The sequence below is a fragment of the Allobosea sp. genome (assembly GCF_030695125.1).
Classification (GTDB): domain Bacteria; phylum Pseudomonadota; class Alphaproteobacteria; order Rhizobiales; family Beijerinckiaceae; genus Allobosea.
Map to the genome: position 1 here is coordinate 18,402 of NZ_JAUYTP010000028.1, position 19,254 is coordinate 37,655.

The 19,254-nt window shown below is 69.0% G+C and carries 30 protein-coding genes; 8 read left to right on the top strand and 22 right to left on the bottom strand.

Annotated features, from left to right (window positions below):
- From Q8S38_RS07910 to Q8S38_RS07995, 18 genes are read right to left on the bottom strand one after another with little or no spacing between them, the layout of a single operon-like run.
- On the bottom strand, positions 1-675 hold the full coding sequence (locus Q8S38_RS07910; RefSeq protein ID WP_305679878.1) for a hypothetical protein: 675 nt from the start codon (positions 673-675) through the stop codon (positions 1-3).
- A complete protein-coding gene (locus tag Q8S38_RS07915; RefSeq protein ID WP_305679879.1) occupies positions 672-1,346 on the bottom strand; it encodes a hypothetical protein in 675 nt (224 codons plus the stop codon). The genes Q8S38_RS07910 and Q8S38_RS07915 overlap by 4 nt, the downstream gene beginning before the upstream one ends.
- The gene (locus Q8S38_RS07920; RefSeq protein WP_305679880.1) at positions 1,343-1,672 is read right to left on the bottom strand and encodes a LexA family protein; all 330 of its coding nucleotides are present in this window, start codon (positions 1,670-1,672) and stop codon (positions 1,343-1,345) included. Before Q8S38_RS07920 ends, Q8S38_RS07915 begins: the two co-directional genes overlap by 4 nt.
- Positions 1,669-1,953 (bottom strand): hypothetical protein, encoded by a 285-nt coding sequence (locus Q8S38_RS07925; RefSeq protein ID WP_305679881.1) that lies wholly within the window; start codon positions 1,951-1,953, stop codon positions 1,669-1,671. Before Q8S38_RS07925 ends, Q8S38_RS07920 begins: the two co-directional genes overlap by 4 nt.
- The gene (locus tag Q8S38_RS07930; protein ID WP_305679882.1) at positions 1,950-2,363 is read right to left on the bottom strand and encodes an ASCH domain-containing protein; all 414 of its coding nucleotides are present in this window, start codon (positions 2,361-2,363) and stop codon (positions 1,950-1,952) included. Before Q8S38_RS07930 ends, Q8S38_RS07925 begins: the two co-directional genes overlap by 4 nt.
- Positions 2,363-2,569 (bottom strand): hypothetical protein, encoded by a 207-nt coding sequence (locus tag Q8S38_RS07935; RefSeq protein WP_305679883.1) that lies wholly within the window; start codon positions 2,567-2,569, stop codon positions 2,363-2,365. Before Q8S38_RS07935 ends, Q8S38_RS07930 begins: the two co-directional genes overlap by 1 nt.
- Positions 2,566-3,420, bottom strand: a complete 855-nt coding sequence (locus Q8S38_RS07940; RefSeq protein WP_305679884.1) for a ParB N-terminal domain-containing protein — start codon at positions 3,418-3,420, stop codon at positions 2,566-2,568. The genes Q8S38_RS07935 and Q8S38_RS07940 overlap by 4 nt, the downstream gene beginning before the upstream one ends.
- Entirely contained in the window at positions 3,417-3,677 is a 261-nt protein-coding gene (locus Q8S38_RS07945) for a hypothetical protein (protein ID WP_305679885.1), read from the bottom strand. Before Q8S38_RS07945 ends, Q8S38_RS07940 begins: the two co-directional genes overlap by 4 nt.
- Before the next feature lies 1 nt (position 3,678).
- Positions 3,679-3,906 carry a hypothetical protein gene (locus tag Q8S38_RS07950; protein ID WP_305679886.1) on the bottom strand — a complete coding sequence of 76 codons (228 nt, stop codon included), beginning with the start codon at positions 3,904-3,906 and terminating at the stop codon, positions 3,679-3,681.
- 8 nt (positions 3,907-3,914) lie between these two features.
- On the bottom strand, positions 3,915-4,568 hold the full coding sequence (locus Q8S38_RS07955; RefSeq protein ID WP_305679887.1) for a DUF3164 family protein: 654 nt from the start codon (positions 4,566-4,568) through the stop codon (positions 3,915-3,917).
- On the bottom strand, positions 4,558-5,058 hold the full coding sequence (locus Q8S38_RS07960) for a helix-turn-helix domain-containing protein (RefSeq protein WP_305679888.1): 501 nt from the start codon (positions 5,056-5,058) through the stop codon (positions 4,558-4,560). Before Q8S38_RS07960 ends, Q8S38_RS07955 begins: the two co-directional genes overlap by 11 nt.
- A complete protein-coding gene (locus Q8S38_RS07965; protein WP_305679889.1) occupies positions 5,055-5,342 on the bottom strand; it encodes a hypothetical protein in 288 nt (95 codons plus the stop codon). Before Q8S38_RS07965 ends, Q8S38_RS07960 begins: the two co-directional genes overlap by 4 nt.
- Positions 5,339-5,797, bottom strand: a complete 459-nt coding sequence (locus Q8S38_RS07970) for a hypothetical protein (protein WP_305679890.1) — start codon at positions 5,795-5,797, stop codon at positions 5,339-5,341. The genes Q8S38_RS07965 and Q8S38_RS07970 overlap by 4 nt, the downstream gene beginning before the upstream one ends.
- 4 nt (positions 5,798-5,801) lie before the next feature.
- A complete protein-coding gene (locus Q8S38_RS07975; RefSeq protein WP_305679891.1) occupies positions 5,802-6,017 on the bottom strand; it encodes a hypothetical protein in 216 nt (71 codons plus the stop codon).
- Positions 6,017-6,415, bottom strand: coding sequence for a transcriptional regulator (locus Q8S38_RS07980; protein ID WP_305679892.1), 399 nt, complete (start codon positions 6,413-6,415; stop codon positions 6,017-6,019). The genes Q8S38_RS07975 and Q8S38_RS07980 overlap by 1 nt, the downstream gene beginning before the upstream one ends.
- Positions 6,412-7,017, bottom strand: coding sequence for a hypothetical protein (locus tag Q8S38_RS07985; protein WP_305679893.1), 606 nt, complete (start codon positions 7,015-7,017; stop codon positions 6,412-6,414). The genes Q8S38_RS07980 and Q8S38_RS07985 overlap by 4 nt, the downstream gene beginning before the upstream one ends.
- On the bottom strand, positions 7,017-7,790 hold the full coding sequence (locus Q8S38_RS07990) for an AAA family ATPase (RefSeq protein ID WP_305679894.1): 774 nt from the start codon (positions 7,788-7,790) through the stop codon (positions 7,017-7,019). The genes Q8S38_RS07985 and Q8S38_RS07990 overlap by 1 nt, the downstream gene beginning before the upstream one ends.
- A gap of 59 nt (positions 7,791-7,849) precedes the next feature.
- Positions 7,850-10,054 carry a DNA-binding protein gene (locus tag Q8S38_RS07995; RefSeq protein ID WP_305679895.1) on the bottom strand — a complete coding sequence of 735 codons (2,205 nt, stop codon included), beginning with the start codon at positions 10,052-10,054 and terminating at the stop codon, positions 7,850-7,852.
- Between the two features lie 114 nt (positions 10,055-10,168).
- On the opposite strand from Q8S38_RS07995, the gene Q8S38_RS08000 reads away from it, so the two are divergent.
- Entirely contained in the window at positions 10,169-10,414 is a 246-nt protein-coding gene (locus tag Q8S38_RS08000; protein WP_305679896.1) for a hypothetical protein, read from the top strand.
- On the opposite strand, the gene Q8S38_RS08005 is transcribed toward Q8S38_RS08000, so the two are convergent.
- The 3 genes from Q8S38_RS08005 to Q8S38_RS08015 are packed head-to-tail and all read right to left on the bottom strand — an operon-like array spanning position 10,389 to position 11,862.
- The gene (locus Q8S38_RS08005) at positions 10,389-10,733 is read right to left on the bottom strand and encodes a hypothetical protein (RefSeq protein WP_305679897.1); all 345 of its coding nucleotides are present in this window, start codon (positions 10,731-10,733) and stop codon (positions 10,389-10,391) included. The two genes, Q8S38_RS08000 and Q8S38_RS08005, sit on opposite strands and share 26 nt — an antisense overlap.
- Positions 10,730-11,611: a ParB/RepB/Spo0J family partition protein gene (locus Q8S38_RS08010; RefSeq protein ID WP_305679898.1), complete on the bottom strand. Its 882-nt coding sequence runs from the start codon at positions 11,609-11,611 to the stop codon at positions 10,730-10,732. Before Q8S38_RS08010 ends, Q8S38_RS08005 begins: the two co-directional genes overlap by 4 nt.
- Positions 11,611-11,862 carry a helix-turn-helix domain-containing protein gene (locus Q8S38_RS08015; protein WP_305679899.1) on the bottom strand — a complete coding sequence of 84 codons (252 nt, stop codon included), beginning with the start codon at positions 11,860-11,862 and terminating at the stop codon, positions 11,611-11,613. Before Q8S38_RS08015 ends, Q8S38_RS08010 begins: the two co-directional genes overlap by 1 nt.
- Positions 11,863-11,956: 94 nt before the next feature.
- Between Q8S38_RS08015 and Q8S38_RS08020 the strand changes: the two genes are divergently transcribed.
- Both Q8S38_RS08020 and Q8S38_RS08025 read left to right on the top strand, forming a co-directional pair.
- Entirely contained in the window at positions 11,957-12,664 is a 708-nt protein-coding gene (locus tag Q8S38_RS08020) for a LexA family transcriptional regulator (RefSeq protein WP_305679900.1), read from the top strand.
- 10 nt (positions 12,665-12,674) lie between these two features.
- Positions 12,675-13,388 carry a hypothetical protein gene (locus Q8S38_RS08025; RefSeq protein WP_305679901.1) on the top strand — a complete coding sequence of 238 codons (714 nt, stop codon included), beginning with the start codon at positions 12,675-12,677 and terminating at the stop codon, positions 13,386-13,388.
- Between the two features lie 4 nt (positions 13,389-13,392).
- On the opposite strand, the gene Q8S38_RS08030 is transcribed toward Q8S38_RS08025, so the two are convergent.
- A complete protein-coding gene (locus Q8S38_RS08030; protein ID WP_305679902.1) occupies positions 13,393-13,737 on the bottom strand; it encodes a hypothetical protein in 345 nt (114 codons plus the stop codon).
- Positions 13,738-13,853: 116 nt separating this feature from the next.
- Here Q8S38_RS08030 and Q8S38_RS08035 point away from each other — a divergent pair, with 116 nt between their 5' ends.
- The 5 genes from Q8S38_RS08035 to Q8S38_RS08055 all read left to right on the top strand — a co-directional run bounded on the left by Q8S38_RS08035 (position 13,854) and on the right by Q8S38_RS08055 (position 19,209).
- Positions 13,854-14,198: a hypothetical protein gene (locus Q8S38_RS08035; protein WP_305679903.1), complete on the top strand. Its 345-nt coding sequence runs from the start codon at positions 13,854-13,856 to the stop codon at positions 14,196-14,198.
- Positions 14,195-14,317 (top strand): hypothetical protein, encoded by a 123-nt coding sequence (locus Q8S38_RS08040; protein ID WP_305679904.1) that lies wholly within the window; start codon positions 14,195-14,197, stop codon positions 14,315-14,317. The genes Q8S38_RS08035 and Q8S38_RS08040 overlap by 4 nt, the downstream gene beginning before the upstream one ends.
- Positions 14,318-14,663: 346 nt before the next feature.
- Positions 14,664-14,852 (top strand): phage BR0599 family protein, encoded by a 189-nt coding sequence (locus tag Q8S38_RS08045; protein ID WP_371125854.1) that lies wholly within the window; start codon positions 14,664-14,666, stop codon positions 14,850-14,852.
- Positions 14,849-15,292 carry a C40 family peptidase gene (locus tag Q8S38_RS08050; RefSeq protein WP_305679905.1) on the top strand — a complete coding sequence of 148 codons (444 nt, stop codon included), beginning with the start codon at positions 14,849-14,851 and terminating at the stop codon, positions 15,290-15,292. Before Q8S38_RS08045 ends, Q8S38_RS08050 begins: the two co-directional genes overlap by 4 nt.
- The gene (locus Q8S38_RS08055; RefSeq protein WP_305679906.1) at positions 15,292-19,209 is read left to right on the top strand and encodes a baseplate multidomain protein megatron; all 3,918 of its coding nucleotides are present in this window, start codon (positions 15,292-15,294) and stop codon (positions 19,207-19,209) included. Before Q8S38_RS08050 ends, Q8S38_RS08055 begins: the two co-directional genes overlap by 1 nt.
- The last annotated feature ends 45 nt before the right edge of the window (positions 19,210-19,254 follow it).

Below are 19,254 nucleotides of genomic sequence, written 5' to 3' on the forward strand. Positions count from 1 at the left end.
TCACGCTCCGGCCTCGAACAGCGGGGCCGCCACCGGCTTGGCGAAGCGGGCGGCGTCATCGGGCCTGGTCAGCGCCTTGCGCTGTCCGGGCGGGATCCAGAGCGGTGGGCGCGGATCGGCGCCGCGCTTCCAGCAGACCCAGCAATAGTCGGTGGCGGTGGAGCCCCTGGGCTTCCACTCGCCGCGGTGCATCGGCACGCGCTCGACATAATAGGCGATGACGAAGGGGGCATGTTCGCGGAAGAGATCGTCGCGCTCGCCCGAATGCAGCCACTGCGTCCTGACGAGCAGGGCGACGCCACGCCGGGCGAGCGACAGCGCCATGCGGGCGAACTCGACGGCGCGGTTGAAGGGCGGGTTCGTGAAGATCCAGTCGCAGGCGCCGCGATTGGGGCCGGCTTCGGTGAAGTCGAAGACCTCGCCATAGCCATAGGGGTGGATGTCGCTGGCGATCGTCAGCGGATAGGCCTCGCGCAGCGGCTCGGCCATGTGCCCCTCGCCGCAGGCCGGCTCCAGGACGATGTCGTCCGTCCGCACGCCGAGGACCGGATAGGCGACATGGGCGATGAAGGCCCGCGTCGCCCAGGGCGGCGTCGGGAAGAAGTCGAGGGAGTCGTGCGGCTCGGAACGCTGCGCCGCAACGGCCGGCGAGAAGGCGAAGCTGGGCTGGGTCATGCCGTCACCTCGAAAAGCTCGCGCTGGAATGGCGCCAGGCCGTCCAGGTCACCCCACTGTCCGGCCATGGCCTCCGCGATGCCGACGAAGAAGCGTGAACGCTCCCGCGCCCGATCAGGGTTCCAGCCTGACGAACGGTGGACCGTCGACCAGGCCTTGTGTTCGGCCGTTCCTGGCGCCGGCGGATTGAGCCGATTGGTCGGCCGAAGTTCAGGAAGTCGGCGCAGATACAGCCCCGTGCCCTTGAACACCGGCTCGCCGAACCACCACGGCTGGACGATCTGAGCCGGGCGCGCATAGTCGACGATGCGCGCTTTGGCATGCCGATGCATGATCGGGTTCTCGACGCAGATGCGCTCGATCGGCGCGTTCCAGAATGTCGAAAACAGGGCCGCGCCCTCGTCCAGCTCGGCCCACATGTCCTCGCGGCTGCGACCCGGCGGGGGCTTAGCGAGCCAGCGCACACCGGAGTTGCAGAGCCGCGTGCAAGGCGGGTGGGCAACGATCAGCAGATCCCAGCCGTCACCGAGCAGATCGCGGGCGTCTCCGACGACATGACGATTGCTGCCGTCCTCGGCCGGCGCCAGGTCGCAAGACCACGCATCATGTCCGAGCGCGGCAAAGGCGCGGCGCACGATTCCCGACCGTTCGCAGGCGACGAGCACCCTCATGTCCCTGTCTCCCGGGCGACGAACGCCTCGACGGCGCGGCTGATCAGCTCGGCGCGCGGGGCGCCGGTGCGCTCCTCGAGGCGGGCGAGGCCGGCCTCGGCCTTGCGGCCGAACTCGCTGGTCAGCGCCAGGCCGCGGGCATGGTTTGGGATCCGGCGCAGATGGCCGCGCTCGACCAGGGCATCGACCAGCCGGGCGACGTTGCTCTTCGAGGCCATGCCCAGCTGCAGGCACATTTCGTCATAGGTCGGCGGCACGCCCGACTGCGCCAGCCGCTCGCGGATGACGCGCAGGCAATCGGCCTGGCGGGGCGTGAGGCCCATCATGGCGCGGGCGCTCCGGTGGCGGCGAGCGTGGCCTTCGCCCATTCCAGCGCGGCCCGGCGCAGCTCGGCCGGCAGCTTCAGGAAGGCGCGGATCTCGTCGGCGTTGCGGTTGAGCGTCTCCATCGTCCGCACGGCGGCCTCCAGCCGCTCCAGGCCGTGCTCGGCGATGGCGGGCTTGCGCAGCTCGCGGATCGCGGCGCCGTTCAGGAGGCTGCGCTGGCGCACGACCGAGAACCGGACCTCCTCGATCTGCTGCACGAGCGGGATGGAGGGCGCGGTCATGGGCGCGGCTCCCAGCAGATCATCACGCCCTCGAACGCCATGTCGGGGTCGGCCGCCTGTTCATGGGCTGCTTTCCAGAACGCCTGCATGTCGTCCCAGTGGAGGAAGCCGTCAGCGCGGGCGAAATCGTCCAGCATGGCGGCCGTGCCGAAGGCCTCGCCGGTGTCGAGCAGCTGGACATAACCGCGGGCGATCCACAGTCGCACCGGCCGGACAGTCGTGCAGAGCTGGTCGGGAACGATGCGGGCGCAGTGCTTGGTCCGCATGCCCTGGTAGAGCTGCAGCAGCTCGCCGGGCCTCGCATGGCGCTTGCGCGGGGCGCGGATGGTCTGGCGCTTGACGATGCCGGTCGCCGGGTGGCCGCTGGCGATGGCCTCCGCGAAGCGCTTGTTGAAGGAATAGGCGACCATCAGCCCGCGCCTCCGAACAGGCTGTCGCGCTGCGCCTGGTCGCGCAGATGCTCGGCGATCGCCTGCATCAGCGCGATCTCCTCGCTGGCCTTGGCCTGGCTCATTTTGCCGACGCTGACGCGGTGGGCGTAGACGCGCCGGCGGAACGCGACCTCGCGCTCGGCGGCCGCGGCGAGACGATCGAAGGTGAAGCGGGGCGCGGTCATACCGGCACCTTGATCAGGCCGGGCTTCGCGAGCCCGAGGCGGGGAGACAGCCGGCGGACGAGGGCGTTGGCGATCGACTCGTTCGGCTCGCGGTCATCTCGCGCGGCCTTGTCCGCTTCGCGGATCAGCACGATGTCGCCGATCGCCGCGATGAAGGCGGCCGGCTCCCGCCCCTGGATCAACCACATCGCGGCCAGGCGGCCGACGGATTTGACGATCGGAGCCGTCAGCCCCCCCCTGACGGCGTTCTTGGTCTCGGTGACGGCGCGCAACCCGACAATGGTGGGCTCGGCGCCATATTCCTGGATCAGGTCGCGCAGCGCGCCGATCGCCATGGTCTGGCCCGGCGCCTGCTTCAGCTCGGGCACCGGATAGGCCAGCACCTTCGCCCCGCCCGCCTTGGCGACGCGCTCGACCTCGCGGGCCATCGCGTCGCCGGCCGCGACCGCAGCCTTGTGCATCGCCATGCTGTGAACGCGGGTGACGGTGCCGTTGACGGCGGTGAAGGCCTTCGCCTGCTCGCCGGGCGCCGCCATGATGACCTGGCAGGGCACGGACGCATGGCCGACGAGCAGGGCGGCGGTCGCCCGATGCTGGCCATCGACGACGGCATAGCGGCCGCCCGCGATCGGCGCGACGATCACCGGCGAGAAGTAGCGCCAGTCAAACAGCTCGGCGATGCGCTTCACGTTGCGCCGCCCCTGGGCGGTGATGTCGCGCTGATAGGCGGGGTCGACGACCAGGGTGGCGATGTCGAGCCACTGCAGCTGGGGAGCCGGCCCGCACGCGTCGACGTGGCGGCGCGGGACGTCGGCGGCGAAGTCGTCGATCGAGATGGGGCGCAGGCTCATCCGAAGATCTCCGTCAGCTCGGGTTGGGTTTCGGGCTCGGGCGCGCGGCGCTGGACGGTGAAGTCCTGCGGTGGCCCCGAGGCGCGGGGCGTGCGCTGGTAGACGACCAGGCGGTGGCCCAGGCAGTAGCTGGTCGGGAAGCTCACGGCCGCGCCGCAGACGCGGCGGCCGCCGAAGAGGTCGCGCCGATCGCCGGTGTCGTCGCAGACGATCCAGCGGCACTGCCCGGAGCGGGCCTTGGAGAGGAGGACGCTCATGTCAGGCAGCCTCCGCATCGAGCGCGGTGGCGAGCTGGCACAGGAGCGCGCGCCCGCCCTCATCCAGATACTGCCGGAAGAACGTCATCTCGTGATCGGAAAGGAGGTAGCCGTTCGCCTCCTGGACGGACGCGACCTCGTTGATCAGGTCAGCGAAGTCGCTGCCGGCTCCGGCCAATTCGACGGCAATGACGGCCGTCTCGATGTCCACCATGAGGGTGCTTGCCATGTCACACCTCACGCGGCCGCGAGGTCGATGACGACCGGCTCGAAGCGATCCTGCGGCCGGGCGCGCTTGTAGAAGCGGACGTATTCCTTGGTGCCGGTGACGCGGATGGCGTCGCGGATCGCGACCATGCCGCGCTTCCAGCGCTCGTCCTCGATGTCCATGCGCAGCAGCGAGAACAGCTCGGCCTTGTTGATCTGGCCGGCCTTCTCGACGTTGAAGACGCGGTTCACCAGCGCGCGGATCTCGGGGCGGCTCTCGGCGCCCCACTCGACGAGGCACTCGTCGATCAGCTTCTTGGCTTCCTGGAGCTGCGGCCCGAACTCGATCTGGTCGGCGATCTGGACCTGGACCTTGTAGAGCCCGTCATAGCTCTGGAAGGTGACGTTGCCCTTCTCGCCGCCGGCGCGCGCGCCGTACTCCTGCTCCAGCAAGGCCTGGAAGGCGTTGAGATCGGCGAAGGTGTGCGCCTTGAAGCGGGCGATCTGGGCCGCGAGTTCGACCGCGAAGCCGGTGACTTTGCGGACCGTCTCGTCCTCCAGCTTGTCGGCCGGCTTGACCAGCTCGATCGGCATGAGAGCGCCCTTGGCGTTGCGCATATAGGACTTGCCGTCGATCTCGACGGTGGCCGTGGCGATGGCGGGCGTGGCGGTGTCAGGCTGCATGATGGCTCTCCTGGAGTGCGGGTTCTGAAGGGTCGGGTTCGGTGGGGGCGGTGAGCGAAACGACGAGCTGGGCCATGGCGATGACCTCGCTGACACTGACGCGCACGGCCTCGCGCTGGGGCGACCAGAGGATCCGGCGCGCGGTGGCGAGCGGATCGACCGGCTGCGCCAGCCTGATCGCGGCGTTGTTTTCGGCGGCGTGGAGCGTCGCCAGCAGGGCGTCGGTGGCGGCGCGATAATCGGGGTCGCAGGCGCGCTGCGCCTCGGCCTGGCGGATGCCGTGGCCGACGGTGGAGTGGTTGCGGTTCGTGGCCTCGCCGATCGCCGGCATGCTGAGCAGGGTCAGCTTCGAGGCCAGCCACCAGACGGTGAAGCGCGCCTCGACGACGTCGGGCTGGCGGCGCTCCGAGAGGATCTCGCGCTTGGTCACCGTCGTCGCCAGTTCGACGGCGGCGAGGATCGCGGCGAGCGACGTCAGGCGCTCGCTCATGACGCCGCTCCCGTCGCGGCGTGCGGCCGCAGCGCGAGGTCGCGCAGGGCATGCTCCAGGTTGAGCAGGAAGCGGCCGTCCCGGCCGGCGTCGCGCGGCAAGGCGCTCTGGCGCTTCACCTGGCCGGCCAGGTGGCGGAGATCCATGTCGAGGCCGAAGCCGGTCGGACTCTCGATCCGGCTGAGGATGGCGTCGGCGCGCTCGTCGAGCGTCGGGCCGTCGAGCGCGCGGCGCAGGCCGGAGCTGGCCGCGATCTGGCGCTGCTGGTCGAGGAGCCGGCTCATGCCGCGTCTCCGCCTTCGCCCTGACAGTGGTCGCCCTGGCAGTCCTGCCGCGAGATCGCGGGACGCGGCACCACCGGGAAGGTGACGACGTTACTTTCGCCGATCGGCGCCGAGAGCTGGGCGAGGCCACGGTCGTGGCCCTCGTCCTCGCGGTCGAGCTGCGCCTGCAGGGCGCGCTGATGGCGCTTCAACGCCTTTTGAAGCGCGGGCGGGGCCTTGGCGCTCGCGACCAGGTCGAGATCGCGCGCCACCGCCTCGAGGTCGTCGGCGACCGTGGCGCGGACCTCCAACGCGTCGGCCTTCTCGGCCATGACGTTGAGCGCGACATAGAGCTCGCGGCAGGCGTCGATCGAGGGGCGCATGTGCGAGCCGACATATTTGCGCATCAGGTCGCGCAGCTCGCGCAGATCAGCCGACAGGGCCTTCGGGGCCAGGGTCTGGTTCGGGGTTTCCATGAGATCAGCGCTCCCCCTGCAGGTGGCGCCGATGCGCCGCCAGCTCGTCGCGCTCGATCGAGGCGAAGCCGAACAGCCCGACCAGCCCGAGCAGAACGCCGCCGAGCAGGAAGAAGACGTAGATCTCGGCATGGACGACATAGGCGCGCATCGCCCCGGCGCCGAAGGGCCCGAGCATCGCCATGGTCGCGAAAATCAGTTTGAAGCCGGAGGAGATCATCAGGCGGAGTCCTTCTGCTGGCGGTTGGGGCAGGTCTTGCAGGCGTGGGAGAGCCGGGCGCGGGTCGAGTTCGTGGCGGCGAAGGGCGTCGCCTGCTCGCGGAAGCAGCGGTCCCGGCCGATGTCGCCGAGGATCGGGCAGAGCACCGTCTCGCCCATCAGGGCGCCGCGGATGGTGGCCAGCACCTTGGCGACGTCGCCGGGGTATTTGTTGCCGAGCACATGGCTGATGACGGCGTCGGAGTAGCCGAGGCGTTTGGCGACGGCGCGCGAGGTCTGCGCCTTGCAGGCCTGCGCCAGGACGATGATCTCGGCCGGGGCGTTCTCCCCCCAGGCGCGCATGGCCTTGGCCAGCGCGTCGAGCTTGCCGGCCGAGCCGGGGACGGGTCCGCGGTTCATGCCGCCCATCCCTTGGTCTGCGCGCCGTTAAGGTTAACGACCTCGTCGTTGTTGCGATCGACCACGGCCTGCTGGCGATGCCTCACGATGGGGGCATAGGGGCCGGTGTTCATGCGGCGCAGCAGCTGGTAGTGCCCGACCGTCCCGGCGCGCCCGATCAGGGCGACATAGCCGGCGCGGCGCAGCCACCAGAGATAGTTCTGAGCCACCGCGTCGCTGATCGGGGCCTCCTCGGTCGAGGCGGCGCAGGCGAGTTCGCGGATGGTGAAGCTCTGGAGCGCGCGCATGGCCCGCCAGAGCTGCTGGCGGCGGATGGCCTGCTCATTGTGCAGACGGCTCAGCTTCGGCGCCGCGGCGCCCTGACGGAGAAGGCGATAGGTCTTCTCGCAACGGCCGCCCCAGTACCGCGTCGCGGCGAGATCGACATGGCCGTCGGCGAGCAGGGCCAGGACATAGTTGGTCACGGCCGGGCGGGTGACGCCGCCGGTCCAGCCGAAGACCTGGCTGACCGTGAACAGGCCGTCATGCTCGGCGGCGACCTTGCGGATCATCGCCCAGTAGTGCCTGCCGCCGCTGAGGGGCCCCGATTGTCCCTGTTTCATCAGGCGCTCCTGCGGGCGGAGCGCGCCGGCGGCGTGCCGGTGAAGAATTCGGGGACGAGGCCGCCGGCCTCCAGCGCCTGGAGCCCGCGCGTGGCGGCGAACTCCCGGGCCTTGTAGAGGTTGGTGACGATGCGCCGCGCGCGGCCGTCCGAGGCCCGGCGCATGGCGTCCAGCGTGGCGTCGTCGATCGAAAGCGCGGGGCAGAACATCGCCGCGAGCTTGCGGGTGTCCTCCAGGTCGCAGGGCTGGGCGGCGACCCAGTCGAGCACGCGGTTGTGGACGCGCTCGATCTTCATCAGTTTCTGCGGCAGCAGCTCCTCGCCGATCAGCACGATCGGCAGCTGCGCGCCCTCCTGGATCTCGCGAACCAGCTCGATCATGCCCTTGTCGACGAGCTTGTCGGCCTCGTCGATGAAGAGCGGCGGGTGGTTGGGCTCGGCCAGGCGGATGATCGCCTGCTCGGTCAGGTCGGCGACCGTGCCCTTGGGCTCGCGGACGCCGAGTTCCTTCAGGATGGCGCGGACCAGCGTCTTCTTGGTCCAGCTGTCGCCGATCTCGATGCGCGGGCCGCCGGTCTTGTTCTGGGCGAAGACGGCCGAATAGGTCTTGCCATAGCCGGAGAAGCCATGGACCACGCCGAAGCCCGGCATGTGCGAGCCGCGGTCGTTGAGCCGCTGCACCAGCCCGACCATGGCGACGACGTTCTTCAGCAGGGCCAGCGAGGCCGGACGCTGGAAGCCGTCTGTCTTGATTTCAGGTGTCGTGACGTTCATCATGTCCCTCGCAATCACTTCGATGGCCCCGCTTCGGCGGGGCTCTTTTTTTGGTCGGCCTAACGCAACGCCGCCTCGCCAAATTCCTCGTAGAGCCCGTCCAGCCCGCGCTTCTCGCTGCTGCCGGCGAAGCCGCCATAGAAGGCCGCCTGCTCGGGCGTGACCGGCTCTCCGGCCTCCAGCCGCGCATGCAGCTCGAGCCAGCGGCGGTAGCGCTGCTGGGGCGTCTCGCGATCGCGCAGGGGGCGGACATTGGATGGGCGTGGCGCCTGATGCGGCGGCGCGGGCGCGGCCTGCTCGGCCTCGAGCTGCGCCATCAGGGCCGCATCGCTGGCCGACAGCGGCGCCGCCATCGGCGCCTCGCCCCGGCGCATCGCCGCAATCTCCAGGCCGGCATCGAGCGCCGGCGTCGAGTGGATCTCGGAGCGCGCCGGGAAGGCGACGAGGTTGCCTGAGGCCTGCGCGGCCTGGGCGAGCCGGTGGTCGAGCACGGTGCGGTCGGTGACGCGCTTGGCTCGCACCATCGCCTTGGCCTGTGCCACCTGCTCCTCGACCATGCGGGCCTGCAGGGCCGCGCGCTCGGCCTGCAGCGCGGCCGGGTCGATGCCGGCGAGCTGGGCGTTGACCGCCTTGCCGAGCGGGCGGTCGCAGGCCTCGTCGGCAAAGAGCCAGATCGTGCCCTTGTCGGCGGGGTCGAGCGTGACGAAGACGCGCTCGCCGGGAAGGATTCCCATCGGCTGGTAGTGGAACTCGCCGATGCGGACGCCCTGCTTGGACACGGTGCGGTAGCCGTCGCCGGAAGGCGCCTGCATCAGCAGGACGGCGAGCGCTTCCGCGTCGACGGTGCGGATCATGCGGGTCGAGGAGGCGGCGCGGGCGAACGGCGTCATCCTGCCGATGCCGCCATGCTCGTGATGGGCGTAGATGCCGTCCGCCCACTGGTCGCAGATGGCCTGGAGATCCTCGCCGGTCATGGTGACGTTGAAGGCGTCGTTGTCCTGGCCGAGGCGCTGGGAGAAGGCCTTGCGGCCCTCGATCTTCTTGCGCTGGGCGACGTCGTGCCCGACGAAGCCGGTCAGCATGCGCGCGCAATCGGTCTGGAAGGTGCGGATGTTGCGCTCGACCACACCCTTCTCCCAGGGCGAGAAGGCGTTGGAGCGGATCGCCTCGATGCCGAGACGGTCGAACAGGCGGACCGTGGCCCGCGCCACGAAGTCCGAGCCGTTGTCGGTCTTCACCGCGTCGGGCACGCCCCAGGCGAGGATCGCCTTGCGCATCAGCATCTGCACGGCGATCGAGCGCGGGGTCTTCGACACGAACAGGCTGATGCGGCGCGACCAGATGTCGATGCAGACATAGATCGAATGGCGGCCGTCGATGCAGAGCGCATCGACCGGCGAGGCGTCGATCTGCCAGAGCGCGTTGAGATGCGGCGCCATATGCGCGTAGGAGCCCGAGACCCGCATCTTCGAGCGGAAGCCGTCGGGATCCATCATCCTGAGCAGGCCGGCGGCGCATTCCTGGCGCCAGGCCTTCATCCGGATCTCGAAGGCGCGCAGGCCCGGCAGCGGCAGCCCGGCCGCCGCCAGCCGCGCGCCGAACTCGCCCTTGACCGCGGCGAAGATGTGCCGGGCCGTGTAGAGGTCGTTCATCGAATGGACGGCGAGCGCGAAATGCTTGATCTCGCCGTCGAAGGCGGCATCCAGCACGCCCTGGCCGCGCCGGCCGGCGCCCTTGTCGACCGCCAGCCGCGCCGTCCCGCCCTCGCGGGAGGCCGACAGCCAGCGCAGGACGGTGCGGGTCGAGAGGCGGCCGACGATGGCCGCAGCCCAGGCGGGTGTCTCGATGCGGCCGAGATTGTAGAGATCGACGAAGGTGGCGACCGCGACCGTCTGTTTCAGCCCCGACATCCGGATGAAGCCCCTGAGCGCGCCCAGCACGGCGAGCCGCGCGTCGAGCTGCAGCGTCGCGGCCCGGCCCGTGCCGGCGGCGGGCTCGGGCGCCGCCTGGATCGCCTCGGCCGCGGCCTGGTTCGCGTCGGCCGCGCCTTCGGCCTGCGCGCCGAGATAGGCCACGCGGGCGGCGATCGGCAGCAGGCTGACATGATACTCGACCCCGCCACCGCGACCGGCCCGGGGCCGGCAGAGCGCGGCAAAGCGCGCCCAGTCCTCGCGCTCGGCGAGCAGGTTGATGTTGCGCTTGGTCGCCGGCAGGCCGGGCAGCGCGAGGTCGGCGAGTTCGGCGGAGGTGAGCCACATTTTCATGGGCGGACCTCGATGGGGCGACGCGCGGCGGGGCCGGCTGGGGGGCTGTTTGCCCCGCCGCGCGCTCCTCCTCCATGATGGGAGATGCGAACCACCCCACCGGAGGAAGCGGGAATGACGGACGAGCAGGAATTTCGCCTGAACGGGGAAATCGCGGCGATAAAGGCGACCCTGGCGATCACCTTGGCCGTGTTGAGCGAGGAGCCGCGCGGCCGCGAAATGGTCGCGACCATCAAGGAGAACGCCCTCGACTGGGCCCACAAAGTGCGCGGGCAAATGAGGCCGCATCCGCTCAGCGACATAGGCGACAAGGCTACGATCGAAGCGTTGCACTTCATGCTGTCCGGCCTCGAACCTTGAGGACGGATGAGTTCAGCGCGGCTTGCTGAACTTGGCGCGTTTGGGCGAGAAGCGTTGCAGCGTCAGAAGAGCCGGCTACGAGGCCATCGCGCGCCTCCGTCAGGCGGTCGCGGAAGGCATAGCCAAGCCAGATCAGGGCGGTTGAAAGGTCCCGCTCCGGCAGCGCCTGAATGATCGCAGCCGCAAGCAGTTGGTCGACCTGGTCGAAGTCGAAATTCTCGATCTCCACCCAGTCCTGAAACGGAGGAATATCGCCATTTACTGTCGCTAGGACGACATCCAGGCGGGCTCTCAGGGTTTTGGTCGGGATCGCACTCATGCCGCACCGCCCTTCTTGGCGCGGGCGGGCTTCTGCGCGGCATCGGCGGCCGCGACCTTGGCCTGGACCATGACCAGCGCGTCGCGCAGCTGGCCGGGCGACATCCGCGCCAGCAGGGCCTCCAGCTTGACGAGCGGCCCATCCTCGGCCCGCACGGCGCCGCCGGCGGGCACGAAGCCCGCGCTGACGCGGGCCTTGGCGACGTTGGAGGCCCGGCCCTCGGCGATCTCGCGGGCGACCGTGACCTGATCGGCCGGATCGAGCGCCGCGAGAGCCTGCAGCTGCGCCTGGTTGTCGGCGAGCTTCGTGCCCCGGATCAGGGCGACGGCGTCGGGGGAAAGAGCGGCAGCGAGGGAGCAAGCGAGCTGAACCGAACGCTCGCTCAGGCCGGTGGCTCTGGCTGCGTCCTTCGAGAAGCGAGCAAAAGTCGCAATGTTTGCGACTTTTCCTTTTTCGGTCTTCGGCTTCTTCGCCTTGCCGTGTCCGGCATCGGGATTGAGGGTTTCGTAGACGCGCTTGCGCTCGGCGAGGAAGAAGGCGCGATCGAGCGGGCTCAGCTCCTCGCGGGCCAGGTTCTCGTCGATCTCGATCATGCGCGCTTCGTCGTCGGAGCACTCGACGAGGACGGCGGCGATGTGCTCGCGTTCGAGCAGCGCCGTGGCGGCGCAGCGGCGGCCGCCTGCGACCAGTTTCAGCCCGTTGCCGGACGGGTGGACGCGCACCACGATCGGCTGGATCTGGCCGATCTCGCTGATCGAGGCGGCCGTCAGCTGCGCGTTCTCGGGGGTGACGGGGCGCAGGCGGTCGCTGACATCGATCGTGGCCAGCTCGGCCATGAACAGCGGCGACCCGGCCGTGAGGGCGGCGAGGAGGTTCATCAGGCGGCCCTCGACTTGATGCGCGCGCGACCGCGGCGGACGAGACGCTCCCCAGAAGCCGACCACCTGTCGGGCCAAAGGACATGCAGCGGGATGTTGAGCGCCTTGGAGAAGGCCCTCTCGGCGCCGAGCTGAGGCCGCTTGAAGGCGGCGCGAAGGGCGACGTCGGTCACGCCATAGGCCTCCGCGATCGACGGCAAAAAGCGGAACCGTGACTTCCGAACGGCGGCTAGGATGTCTGCTTCGTGCATGCTGGCTATCCGATTGGCGGCTGGAGCCGCGGTCTGTTAACCTTTGGAGTAACGAACGCTACCGTAACTATCTTTTTGGACGTATGCAAGCGCCATGTCGATGCAATCGGAAAATGATGACGCCGAAGAGCTTGATTCCGGGCTCCTGGAGCGCTTTTCAGACGTTCTCGACGGGCTGGGATCGTTGAACGCGGCCTCCGAATTGACCGGGAACTCCGCTCAGCAGATTTCCAAATGGAAAAAGGGCAAGGCCAAGCTGCCTTTTCGGCAAGCGGCGATTCTGGCCAAGGCTGCCGGTCGCTCGGTCGACTGGTTGGCGTTCGGCGGCGCGCCCGATGCCGGCGATGGCGCTTTGGCCCATCGGCATGCAGACGATGATCACGACCACGATGTCGTCTGGGTGCCGCTGCTCGACGTCATCGCCTCGGCCGGCCCCGGCTATGAGAACGCCCGGCCGTTCGAGCTCTCGAAGCTGCCGTTCCCCCGGGCCTGGCTGCAGCGGATGGGGCTGCCCGAGCAGCACGCCCGGTTCCTCGGAAGCCGCGGCGACAGCATGGAGCCGACGATCATGGACGGCGCGATCGTCCTCGTGGACATCCGGTCGCGGCATGCCCGCACCGATGGCATTTATGTGCTGATCGACGGGCCGAATGTCAGGATCAAGCGAATTGCGGTCGGCTGGCAGAACGCGGTCGTGCTGATCAGCGACAATGAGAGATATGCTTCCGAGACGCTGGCGCCGCCCGATGCCGAGGCGTTGCGCGTGGCGGGCAAGGTGGTTTGGGCCGGTGGTGAAATTTAGGGAGGATGCCATGCGGAAAGCTGGCGGAATTATTGCTTTGATTGCTGGCGTTTTTGCAGTCATTGCCGCCATATTCACTTTATTGATCGGCGGTACCGCGTCTGCTTTCGAGGCCAAGGGTGCCGATACAGTGGTTATGCTTGGATGGGGCGGGGTTGCTTTCTCGTTTTTGACGATTGTTCTGGGCGCCGTCTGCATCACGGCGACGTCGCGGTGGCCTGCATTTCTTTTAATCGTCTGTTCTTTGGCGGGCGCTGTCCTGGGGGGAACCTTGGTAGCCATCTTCATGGCACTGGCGCTGGCTGGCGGTGTTCTCGGGGTCTTCGGAAAAGGAGCGGCACCAGCTGCCGCCGTTGTCGCGCTCGCAGTGGCTTTGGGCGCGGGCAGCGCCGAGCGCGCCGTCGCCCAGTCGAGGACAGTCGATGTGATCGATTTCCTCGTCGACCGCGACGACATGGTCGGGCAATCCGTCACGATAACGGGTTGCCGCTTCGGGGCCGCCACAGACAGCCAGGTCCTGTGCTCGGCGGGCGCTCAGGGAAGCGTCTCGATCGAGTCCAAAACACTCAACCGGGAAGATTTGCGTAGGGCGCTTCGCCAATGCAGTGATTTCACCGCCTTTGCGTCGGTTGCATGCGGAGGCAGTGTCACCGGCACGGTCACGAAAGGCCCTTTTGGTTTTCGTTTGACGAAGGCCGCCATCGGGTGGCGGCCTTCGCCTTGAGCTTTCAAGCCGCCTTGAAATCAGCCGCGCCGAGATCCCAGGAATCGGCCTCGCTATCGTCGGCGGCGGCCATCGCGTCGACCTCGGCCGAGACCAGGCCGTGGCGGGCGAGGATGACGCCGTCCTCCCAGTCGCCCGTCTTCGGGTCGCCGGTGCGCCGGAAGGCGACGACGCCGGCGCGGATCGGCCTGTAGCGCTCGAACAGGCGCATCGCATGGTCGTGGTCGCGGGCCTCCATCGCGGGCTCGGCGCTGATCTTGGTCCTGGAGCCCTTCACGGCGGCGAAGGTCTGGACGACGAAATAGGTCAGGTTCTCGACGGTCTCTCTTTGCGGGCGGGCCTTACTCATGACGACGCTCTCCTGTTTGCGCCCCGATCTCAACGCCGGGGCTGGAAACAGATTGACGCCGACCGGAGAACGAAACAAGAACGCGACTGACGCGGCGAGTCAGGAGAGCGTGGCTGATGGGCAGGCGAAAAGGCGAGAGGACGGACCGGCATCGCGACCGGTCGCATCCCTTCCAGGTCGAGATGGTGACGCCGCTCGGGAGCGCGATGTCCATCCTGTACCGCTGGGCCTCGGCGCACAGCCACGAGACGACCGGCGGCATGCAGACCATGCGCTGGTGCTTCTGCCGGCCGGAGATCGCCGATGCCTTCGCCACGGACTTCGGCGGAAAGCGCATCGACCTGCCTGTCGACCTCGACTATCTCCATATCGACCGGCCCGACGCCCGCGAGCTGGAGCGGCGCGCGCTGGCGATGCGCACGGGGATCGCGATGATGACCGGCGGGAAGGAGGCTTGGTGAACGACGACGATCCGTTCGACCCGCCGCCGAGCCGTCATGGCCTGCTTGTCGCCGCCATCCTGATGCTGGCGGTCGCGATCTTCTGCTGGTCGTTCATCGCGGGCTGGAGGCCCTGGTGAGCCCATTTTCGCATCCCACTTCCCAAATCGGCCAACCACCGGCCTGAGGCGCGATTCGGTCGATTTTTCACCGACTTAGGCAAAGTGGGATGCTCGGCCGGCGCACTGGCGAAAATCGTCCCACTTCGAGAGGCCGGCCAGACGATATTTCAACGACTTAGCGGCGGCCCCGATTTCCGGCTTTCGGGTTTCCCGGCTTTCGGGCCCCATTTTCAACGAACAATCAAATGGCAATGAAAACTGCCACCAGCCTTGTCGACGCCCGGACAGCCCTTTGAGATCGCACGATTTTCCGGCTGATCCCGCCTAATCCCGGATAATCCCGCCTACGCCCTGCCATTGCCATGTGATTGTTCGTTTCACAGATACGTTTCTCGCGACGCCCGGCTGCGACAAGAGGTTCGCCACCTGCCAGGCCAAATTCGGCAATGGAATCAACTTCCGCGGCTTCCCGCACATCCCCGGTAACGATTTCATCATCGGCGGTGTCAAACCTGGCGATGGCGGTCTCGACGGCGGGAGCCTGTTTCGATGAACGCGCCTCTCAACCGCGCCGCCATCGTCGAGGCCGCCACGCTGTGGCTGGGTACGCCCTATCATCACCAGGCCTCGCTTCGCGGGGTCGGATGCGACTGCCTCGGCCTCGTCCGCGGCGTCTGGCGCGATCTCTGCGGGGACGAGCCCGAGATACCGCCGCCCTATTCGCCGAGTTGGGCGGAGAGCCTCGGCATGGAGACGCTAGCGGCAGCGGCGCTGCGCCATTTGGTGCCAGTCGCGCCGGGGCGGGAGCAGCCCGGCGACGTGCTGCTGTTCCGCTGGCGGGCGCATCTGCCGGCCAAGCACTGCGCCATTCTGAGTGCGCCGGACCGGATCATCCACGCCCATGACGGCGCGCAGGTCGCCGAGGTCGCCTTCTCGCTTTGGTGGCGGCGGCATCAGAGCCACGCCTTTTCCTTTCCCGGAGTGACCGACTGATGGCGACGCTTCTTCTGCAGGTCGCGGGCAGCGCGCTCGGCACGGCGCTGGGCGGCCCGATCGGCGCGGTGATCGGCCAGGCGATCGGCGGCATCGCCGGGGCGCAGATCGACCAATCCCTGCTCGGCGGCGGCGCCGGCACGAAGACGGTCGAAGGGCCGCGCCTGACCGAGATCGACGGGCTCGCCTCCAGCGAGGGCGCCGCGATCCCGCGCGTTTATGGCCGCGCCCGGATCGGCGGACAATTGATCTGGGCGACGCGCTTCGAGGAGGAGATCAAGGTCACGGTGACGCGCTCCAAGAGCGGCGGCAAGGGCAGCCCGAAGCAGAAAACCGTCGAGACGACCTATAGCTACTTCGCCAATCTCGCGATCGGCCTCTGCGAGGGGCGGATCGCCTTCGTCCGGCGCATCTGGGTCGATGGCCGCGAGCTCGACGTCACCACCGTCACCCTGCGCGTCCACCAGGGAGACGAGACGCAGGATCTCGATCCGCTGATCGCAGCCAAGGAGGCGGGCGCGGCGCCGGCCTATCGCAGCCTCGCCTATGTCGTGTTCGAGCGCTTTCCCCTGGGCGACTATGGCAACCGCGTGCCGCAGTTCGCCTTCGAGGTCGTACGCGCCGTCGAAGGGCTCGGCGGCATGATCCGGGCTGTGACGCTGATCCCGGGCGCCAGCGAATTCGTCTATGAGACGCGCAGCATCAGCCACGAACCCGAGCCCGGTGTCACCGAGAGCCTGAGCCGACACCAGCTCTATGGCGGCGCCGATGTCGACACCGCACTCGGCCACCTCGTCGCGCTGTGCCCGGACCTGCGCCGCGTCGCGCTGGTCGTGGCCTGGTTCGGCGACGATCTGCGGGCGGGCTCCTGCACCCTGTCGCCGCGCGTCGAGCTCGCCCAAAAACCGACGACCGGGGCCGAATGGGCGGTGGCGGGGCTTTCCCGCGCAACGGCGCGCGTCGTCAGCGAGGTTGAAGGCCGCCCGGCCTTCGGCGGGACGCCGTCGGACGAGAGCGTGATCCGCCTGATCCGGCGCCTGCGCGACGATTATGGCCTGGAGGTCGTGCTCTATCCCTTCGTGATGATGGACATCCCCGCCGGCAACACGCTGGCCGATCCGGTAACGGGGTCGATCGGCCAGCCGCGCTACCCCTGGCGCGGCCGCATCACCTGCGACCCGGCTCCCGGCAGCCCGGGCAGCGTCGACGGCACGTCCACGGCTGAGACGCAGATCGCGGCGCTGCTGGGCACGGTGTCCGCTTCGGACATATCGCTGGCCGGCGAGCAGATCGCTTGCGCCAAGCCCGATGAGTGGAGCTATAGCCGTTTCGTCCTGCACCATGCCGCGCTCGCGCAGGCGGCCGGCGGGGTCGCCGGCTTCGTGCTCGGCTCGGAACTGCCCGGCCTGACGCGGGTGCGCGGTGCGGCGGGCTATCCGATGGTCGATGGGCTCGTCGATCTCGCCGCGGAGGTCGCGACGCTGCTGCCCTCGGCCACCCTGACCTATGCCGCCGACTGGACCGAATACGGCGCCCATGTCCGCAATGGCGGGCAGGACGTGACCTTTCCGCTCGACGCGCTCTGGGCCTCGCCGGCGATCGGCGCAATCGGCATCGATTTCTATCCGCCGCTCTCCGACTGGCGCGACACCACCGACCACGCCGACACCGCCCTCGCCAGTGGGCCTGCTGATCTCGGCTATCTCCGCGGTCGCCTGAATTCCGGCGAGGCGCACGGCTGGTATTATGCCGATGCGAACGGCAGGCTCGCGCAGACGCGCCTGCCGATTACCGATGGTGATTATGGCAAGCCCTGGATATTCCGCCCCAAGGATCTCGTCGGCTGGTGGAGCAATACCCATGTCGAGCGCCTCGGCGGCGTCGAGACCGGCGCGACCGCCTTCGTGCCTGGGGCCAAGCCGATCTGGCTGACCGAGATCGGCATCCCCGCCGTCGACAAGGGCGCCAACGCGCCAAACGTCTTTCCCGACGCGAAGTCCGCCGAGAGCGGATATCCCTATTTCTCCAGCGGGGCGCGCGACGATCTGGTCCAGACGCGCGGGCTTGAGGCGATCATCTCCGGCTTCGACCCCGCGCGCGAGGGTTTCGAGGCCGCGCGCAACCCGGTCCATCCGGGCACCGGCATCCGCATGGTCGATCCGGCCCATATTTTCGTCTGGAGCTTTGATGCCCGGCCGTTCCCGGCCTTTCCCGATCTCGGCGGCATCTGGGCCGACGGCGCTGCCTACGACACCGGCCACTGGATCAACGGCCGCATCGAGGGCGCCCCGGTCGATCGGCTGCTGCGCCGGGTCTTGGCCGATTTCGGCCTGCCGGCGGCCGATTTGATCGCGGTCGACGGCTTCCTCGACGGCTATGTTCTCGACCGGCCGCTCTCGGCCCGGCAGGCGCTCGAGCCGCTCGGGCAGGCCTTCGGGTTCGACGCGACGATGAGTGCGGGTCGCTTGGTCTTTCGGGGCCGCGCGGGCGATGTTGCGCGCCGCCTGAGCGCGGACGATCTCGTGGCCGACCGCGACGGCAACCCGTTTGCGCTGCGCCGGGGGCAGGAAAGCGAGCTTCCGCTCGAGCTGCGGCTGGGCTTTGCCGACGCCGAGAGCGACTATCGCACCGCCGCAGCCCGCTCGCGGCGGCTGGCCGGTGCGGCCCGCCGCGAGATTGGGGTCGAAACCGCCATCGTGACCCGCCCGGCGGAGGGCCAGCGCCTCGCCGATCAGCGTCTCCAGGAGGTCTGGGCGGGCCGCGAGACACTGGACCTCGAACTGTCGCCGCGCTGCCTCGATCTCGAACCCGGCGATGTCGTCACCCTGCCGATCGACGGCGCGGAACGGCTCTTTCGGCTGACGCGCATCGATGACGGCCCGAGCCGCAAGGCGAGCGCGCGTGCCGTCGAGCCGGCGATCTACCGCAGCAGCGGTGTGCCGAGCCTGCCGCGGCCGCCGCGAACCGCCCCTGCCTTGCCGGGCCGCCCGCTGGTCGTCCCGCTGTCCCTGCCGATCGTGCGGACACAGCCGCCGCCGCTTCTGTCGCTGGCGGCGTTCGCGCAGCCCTGGCCTGGCGCGCTGGCGGTCTGGCAGGCCGATGGCGCCGGGCAGTTCGACCTGCTGCGCCTGATCGAGGCGCCCTCGATCGTCGGCGAGACGCTGACCGTCCTGCCACCCGGCCCGGTCTGGCGCAGCGATGTCCGTTCAGTGCTCGATGTCCGCCTGCGCGGCGGCAGCCTGTCCTCCGTCCCCGCCGAGGCGGCGCTGGCGGGCGCCAACGCCCTGGCGCTGATCGACGCCGACGGCACGGTGGAGATCGTGACAGCCGCGCAAGCCGAACTGATCGGCCCGCGGCACTTCCGGCTGTCGGGTCTGCTGCGCGGCCTCGGCGGCTCGGAAGCGGCGGCGGCGCGCAGCCTGCCGGCGGGCTCACGTGTGGTGGTGCTGGACGGGGCCGCCGTGACGCTCAGCGACGATCTCGCCGATCTCGGACAGCAGCGGCGCTATCGCATCGGTCCCGTGCAGCGCGATCTCGGCGATCCGTCGATGGCCGAGATCGTCGCGACCGCCGGCGTCGCCGCGCTGCGGCCGCTGTCCCCGGTGCATCCCAGAGCGCTCCGGACCGCCGACAGCGTTGCGCTCAGCTGGATCCGGCGCACCCGCATCGATGGCGATTCCTGGGAGCTCGCCGAGGTGCCGCTGGGCGAGGAGACGGAGCGCTATGAGGTCGCGATCCGGACGGGTGCGGCGCAATGGCGGAAAACCACCACCACGACGCCGGCCTGGACCTATCCAGCGGCGCTGGAACTGGCGGATTTCGGTGCGGCCCAGGCCGAAATCGAGATTGTGATCGCCCAGATCAGCGCCGTGGCCGGCCCCGGCGATGAATGGCTTGGACGCATCCCGGTCCGCTGACATATTGTCGGCGTGGCAGCATTCATGGCGCGTTCATGCATGCGG

Coding starts and splice junctions, on each gene's coding strand:
- Q8S38_RS07945 (WP_305679885.1), bottom strand. CDS start 3,677: ATGAGCGTCCTCCTCTCCAAGGCCCGCTCCGGGCAGTGCCGCTGGATC.
- Q8S38_RS08030 (WP_305679902.1), bottom strand. CDS start 13,737: ATGAGTAAGGCCCGCCCGCAAAGAGAGACCGTCGAGAACCTGACCTAT.
- Q8S38_RS07985 (WP_305679893.1), bottom strand. CDS start 7,017: ATGAAACAGGGACAATCGGGGCCCCTCAGCGGCGGCAGGCACTACTGG.
- Q8S38_RS08010 (WP_305679898.1), bottom strand. CDS start 11,611: ATGAACCTCCTCGCCGCCCTCACGGCCGGGTCGCCGCTGTTCATGGCC.
- Q8S38_RS07955 (WP_305679887.1), bottom strand. CDS start 4,568: ATGCAGCCTGACACCGCCACGCCCGCCATCGCCACGGCCACCGTCGAG.
- Q8S38_RS07950 (WP_305679886.1), bottom strand. CDS start 3,906: ATGGCAAGCACCCTCATGGTGGACATCGAGACGGCCGTCATTGCCGTC.
- Q8S38_RS08015 (WP_305679899.1), bottom strand. CDS start 11,862: ATGCACGAAGCAGACATCCTAGCCGCCGTTCGGAAGTCACGGTTCCGC.
- Q8S38_RS07990 (WP_305679894.1), bottom strand. CDS start 7,790: ATGAACGTCACGACACCTGAAATCAAGACAGACGGCTTCCAGCGTCCG.
- Q8S38_RS07935 (WP_305679883.1), bottom strand. CDS start 2,569: ATGACCGCGCCCCGCTTCACCTTCGATCGTCTCGCCGCGGCCGCCGAG.
- Q8S38_RS08035 (WP_305679903.1), top strand. CDS start 13,854: ATGGGCAGGCGAAAAGGCGAGAGGACGGACCGGCATCGCGACCGGTCG.
- Q8S38_RS07930 (WP_305679882.1), bottom strand. CDS start 2,363: ATGGTCGCCTATTCCTTCAACAAGCGCTTCGCGGAGGCCATCGCCAGC.
- Q8S38_RS07915 (WP_305679879.1), bottom strand. CDS start 1,346: ATGAGGGTGCTCGTCGCCTGCGAACGGTCGGGAATCGTGCGCCGCGCC.
- Q8S38_RS07910 (WP_305679878.1), bottom strand. CDS start 675: ATGACCCAGCCCAGCTTCGCCTTCTCGCCGGCCGTTGCGGCGCAGCGT.
- Q8S38_RS07975 (WP_305679891.1), bottom strand. CDS start 6,017: ATGATCTCCTCCGGCTTCAAACTGATTTTCGCGACCATGGCGATGCTC.
- Q8S38_RS08005 (WP_305679897.1), bottom strand. CDS start 10,733: ATGAGTGCGATCCCGACCAAAACCCTGAGAGCCCGCCTGGATGTCGTC.
- Q8S38_RS08050 (WP_305679905.1), top strand. CDS start 14,849: ATGAACGCGCCTCTCAACCGCGCCGCCATCGTCGAGGCCGCCACGCTG.
- Q8S38_RS07960 (WP_305679888.1), bottom strand. CDS start 5,058: ATGAGCGAGCGCCTGACGTCGCTCGCCGCGATCCTCGCCGCCGTCGAA.
- Q8S38_RS08025 (WP_305679901.1), top strand. CDS start 12,675: ATGCGGAAAGCTGGCGGAATTATTGCTTTGATTGCTGGCGTTTTTGCA.
- Q8S38_RS08020 (WP_305679900.1), top strand. CDS start 11,957: ATGTCGATGCAATCGGAAAATGATGACGCCGAAGAGCTTGATTCCGGG.
- Q8S38_RS07940 (WP_305679884.1), bottom strand. CDS start 3,420: ATGAGCCTGCGCCCCATCTCGATCGACGACTTCGCCGCCGACGTCCCG.
- Q8S38_RS07980 (WP_305679892.1), bottom strand. CDS start 6,415: ATGAACCGCGGACCCGTCCCCGGCTCGGCCGGCAAGCTCGACGCGCTG.
- Q8S38_RS07970 (WP_305679890.1), bottom strand. CDS start 5,797: ATGGAAACCCCGAACCAGACCCTGGCCCCGAAGGCCCTGTCGGCTGAT.
- Q8S38_RS07995 (WP_305679895.1), bottom strand. CDS start 10,054: ATGAAAATGTGGCTCACCTCCGCCGAACTCGCCGACCTCGCGCTGCCC.
- Q8S38_RS08055 (WP_305679906.1), top strand. CDS start 15,292: ATGGCGACGCTTCTTCTGCAGGTCGCGGGCAGCGCGCTCGGCACGGCG.
- Q8S38_RS07925 (WP_305679881.1), bottom strand. CDS start 1,953: ATGACCGCGCCCTCCATCCCGCTCGTGCAGCAGATCGAGGAGGTCCGG.
- Q8S38_RS07920 (WP_305679880.1), bottom strand. CDS start 1,672: ATGATGGGCCTCACGCCCCGCCAGGCCGATTGCCTGCGCGTCATCCGC.
- Q8S38_RS08000 (WP_305679896.1), top strand. CDS start 10,169: ATGACGGACGAGCAGGAATTTCGCCTGAACGGGGAAATCGCGGCGATA.
- Q8S38_RS07965 (WP_305679889.1), bottom strand. CDS start 5,342: ATGAGCCGGCTCCTCGACCAGCAGCGCCAGATCGCGGCCAGCTCCGGC.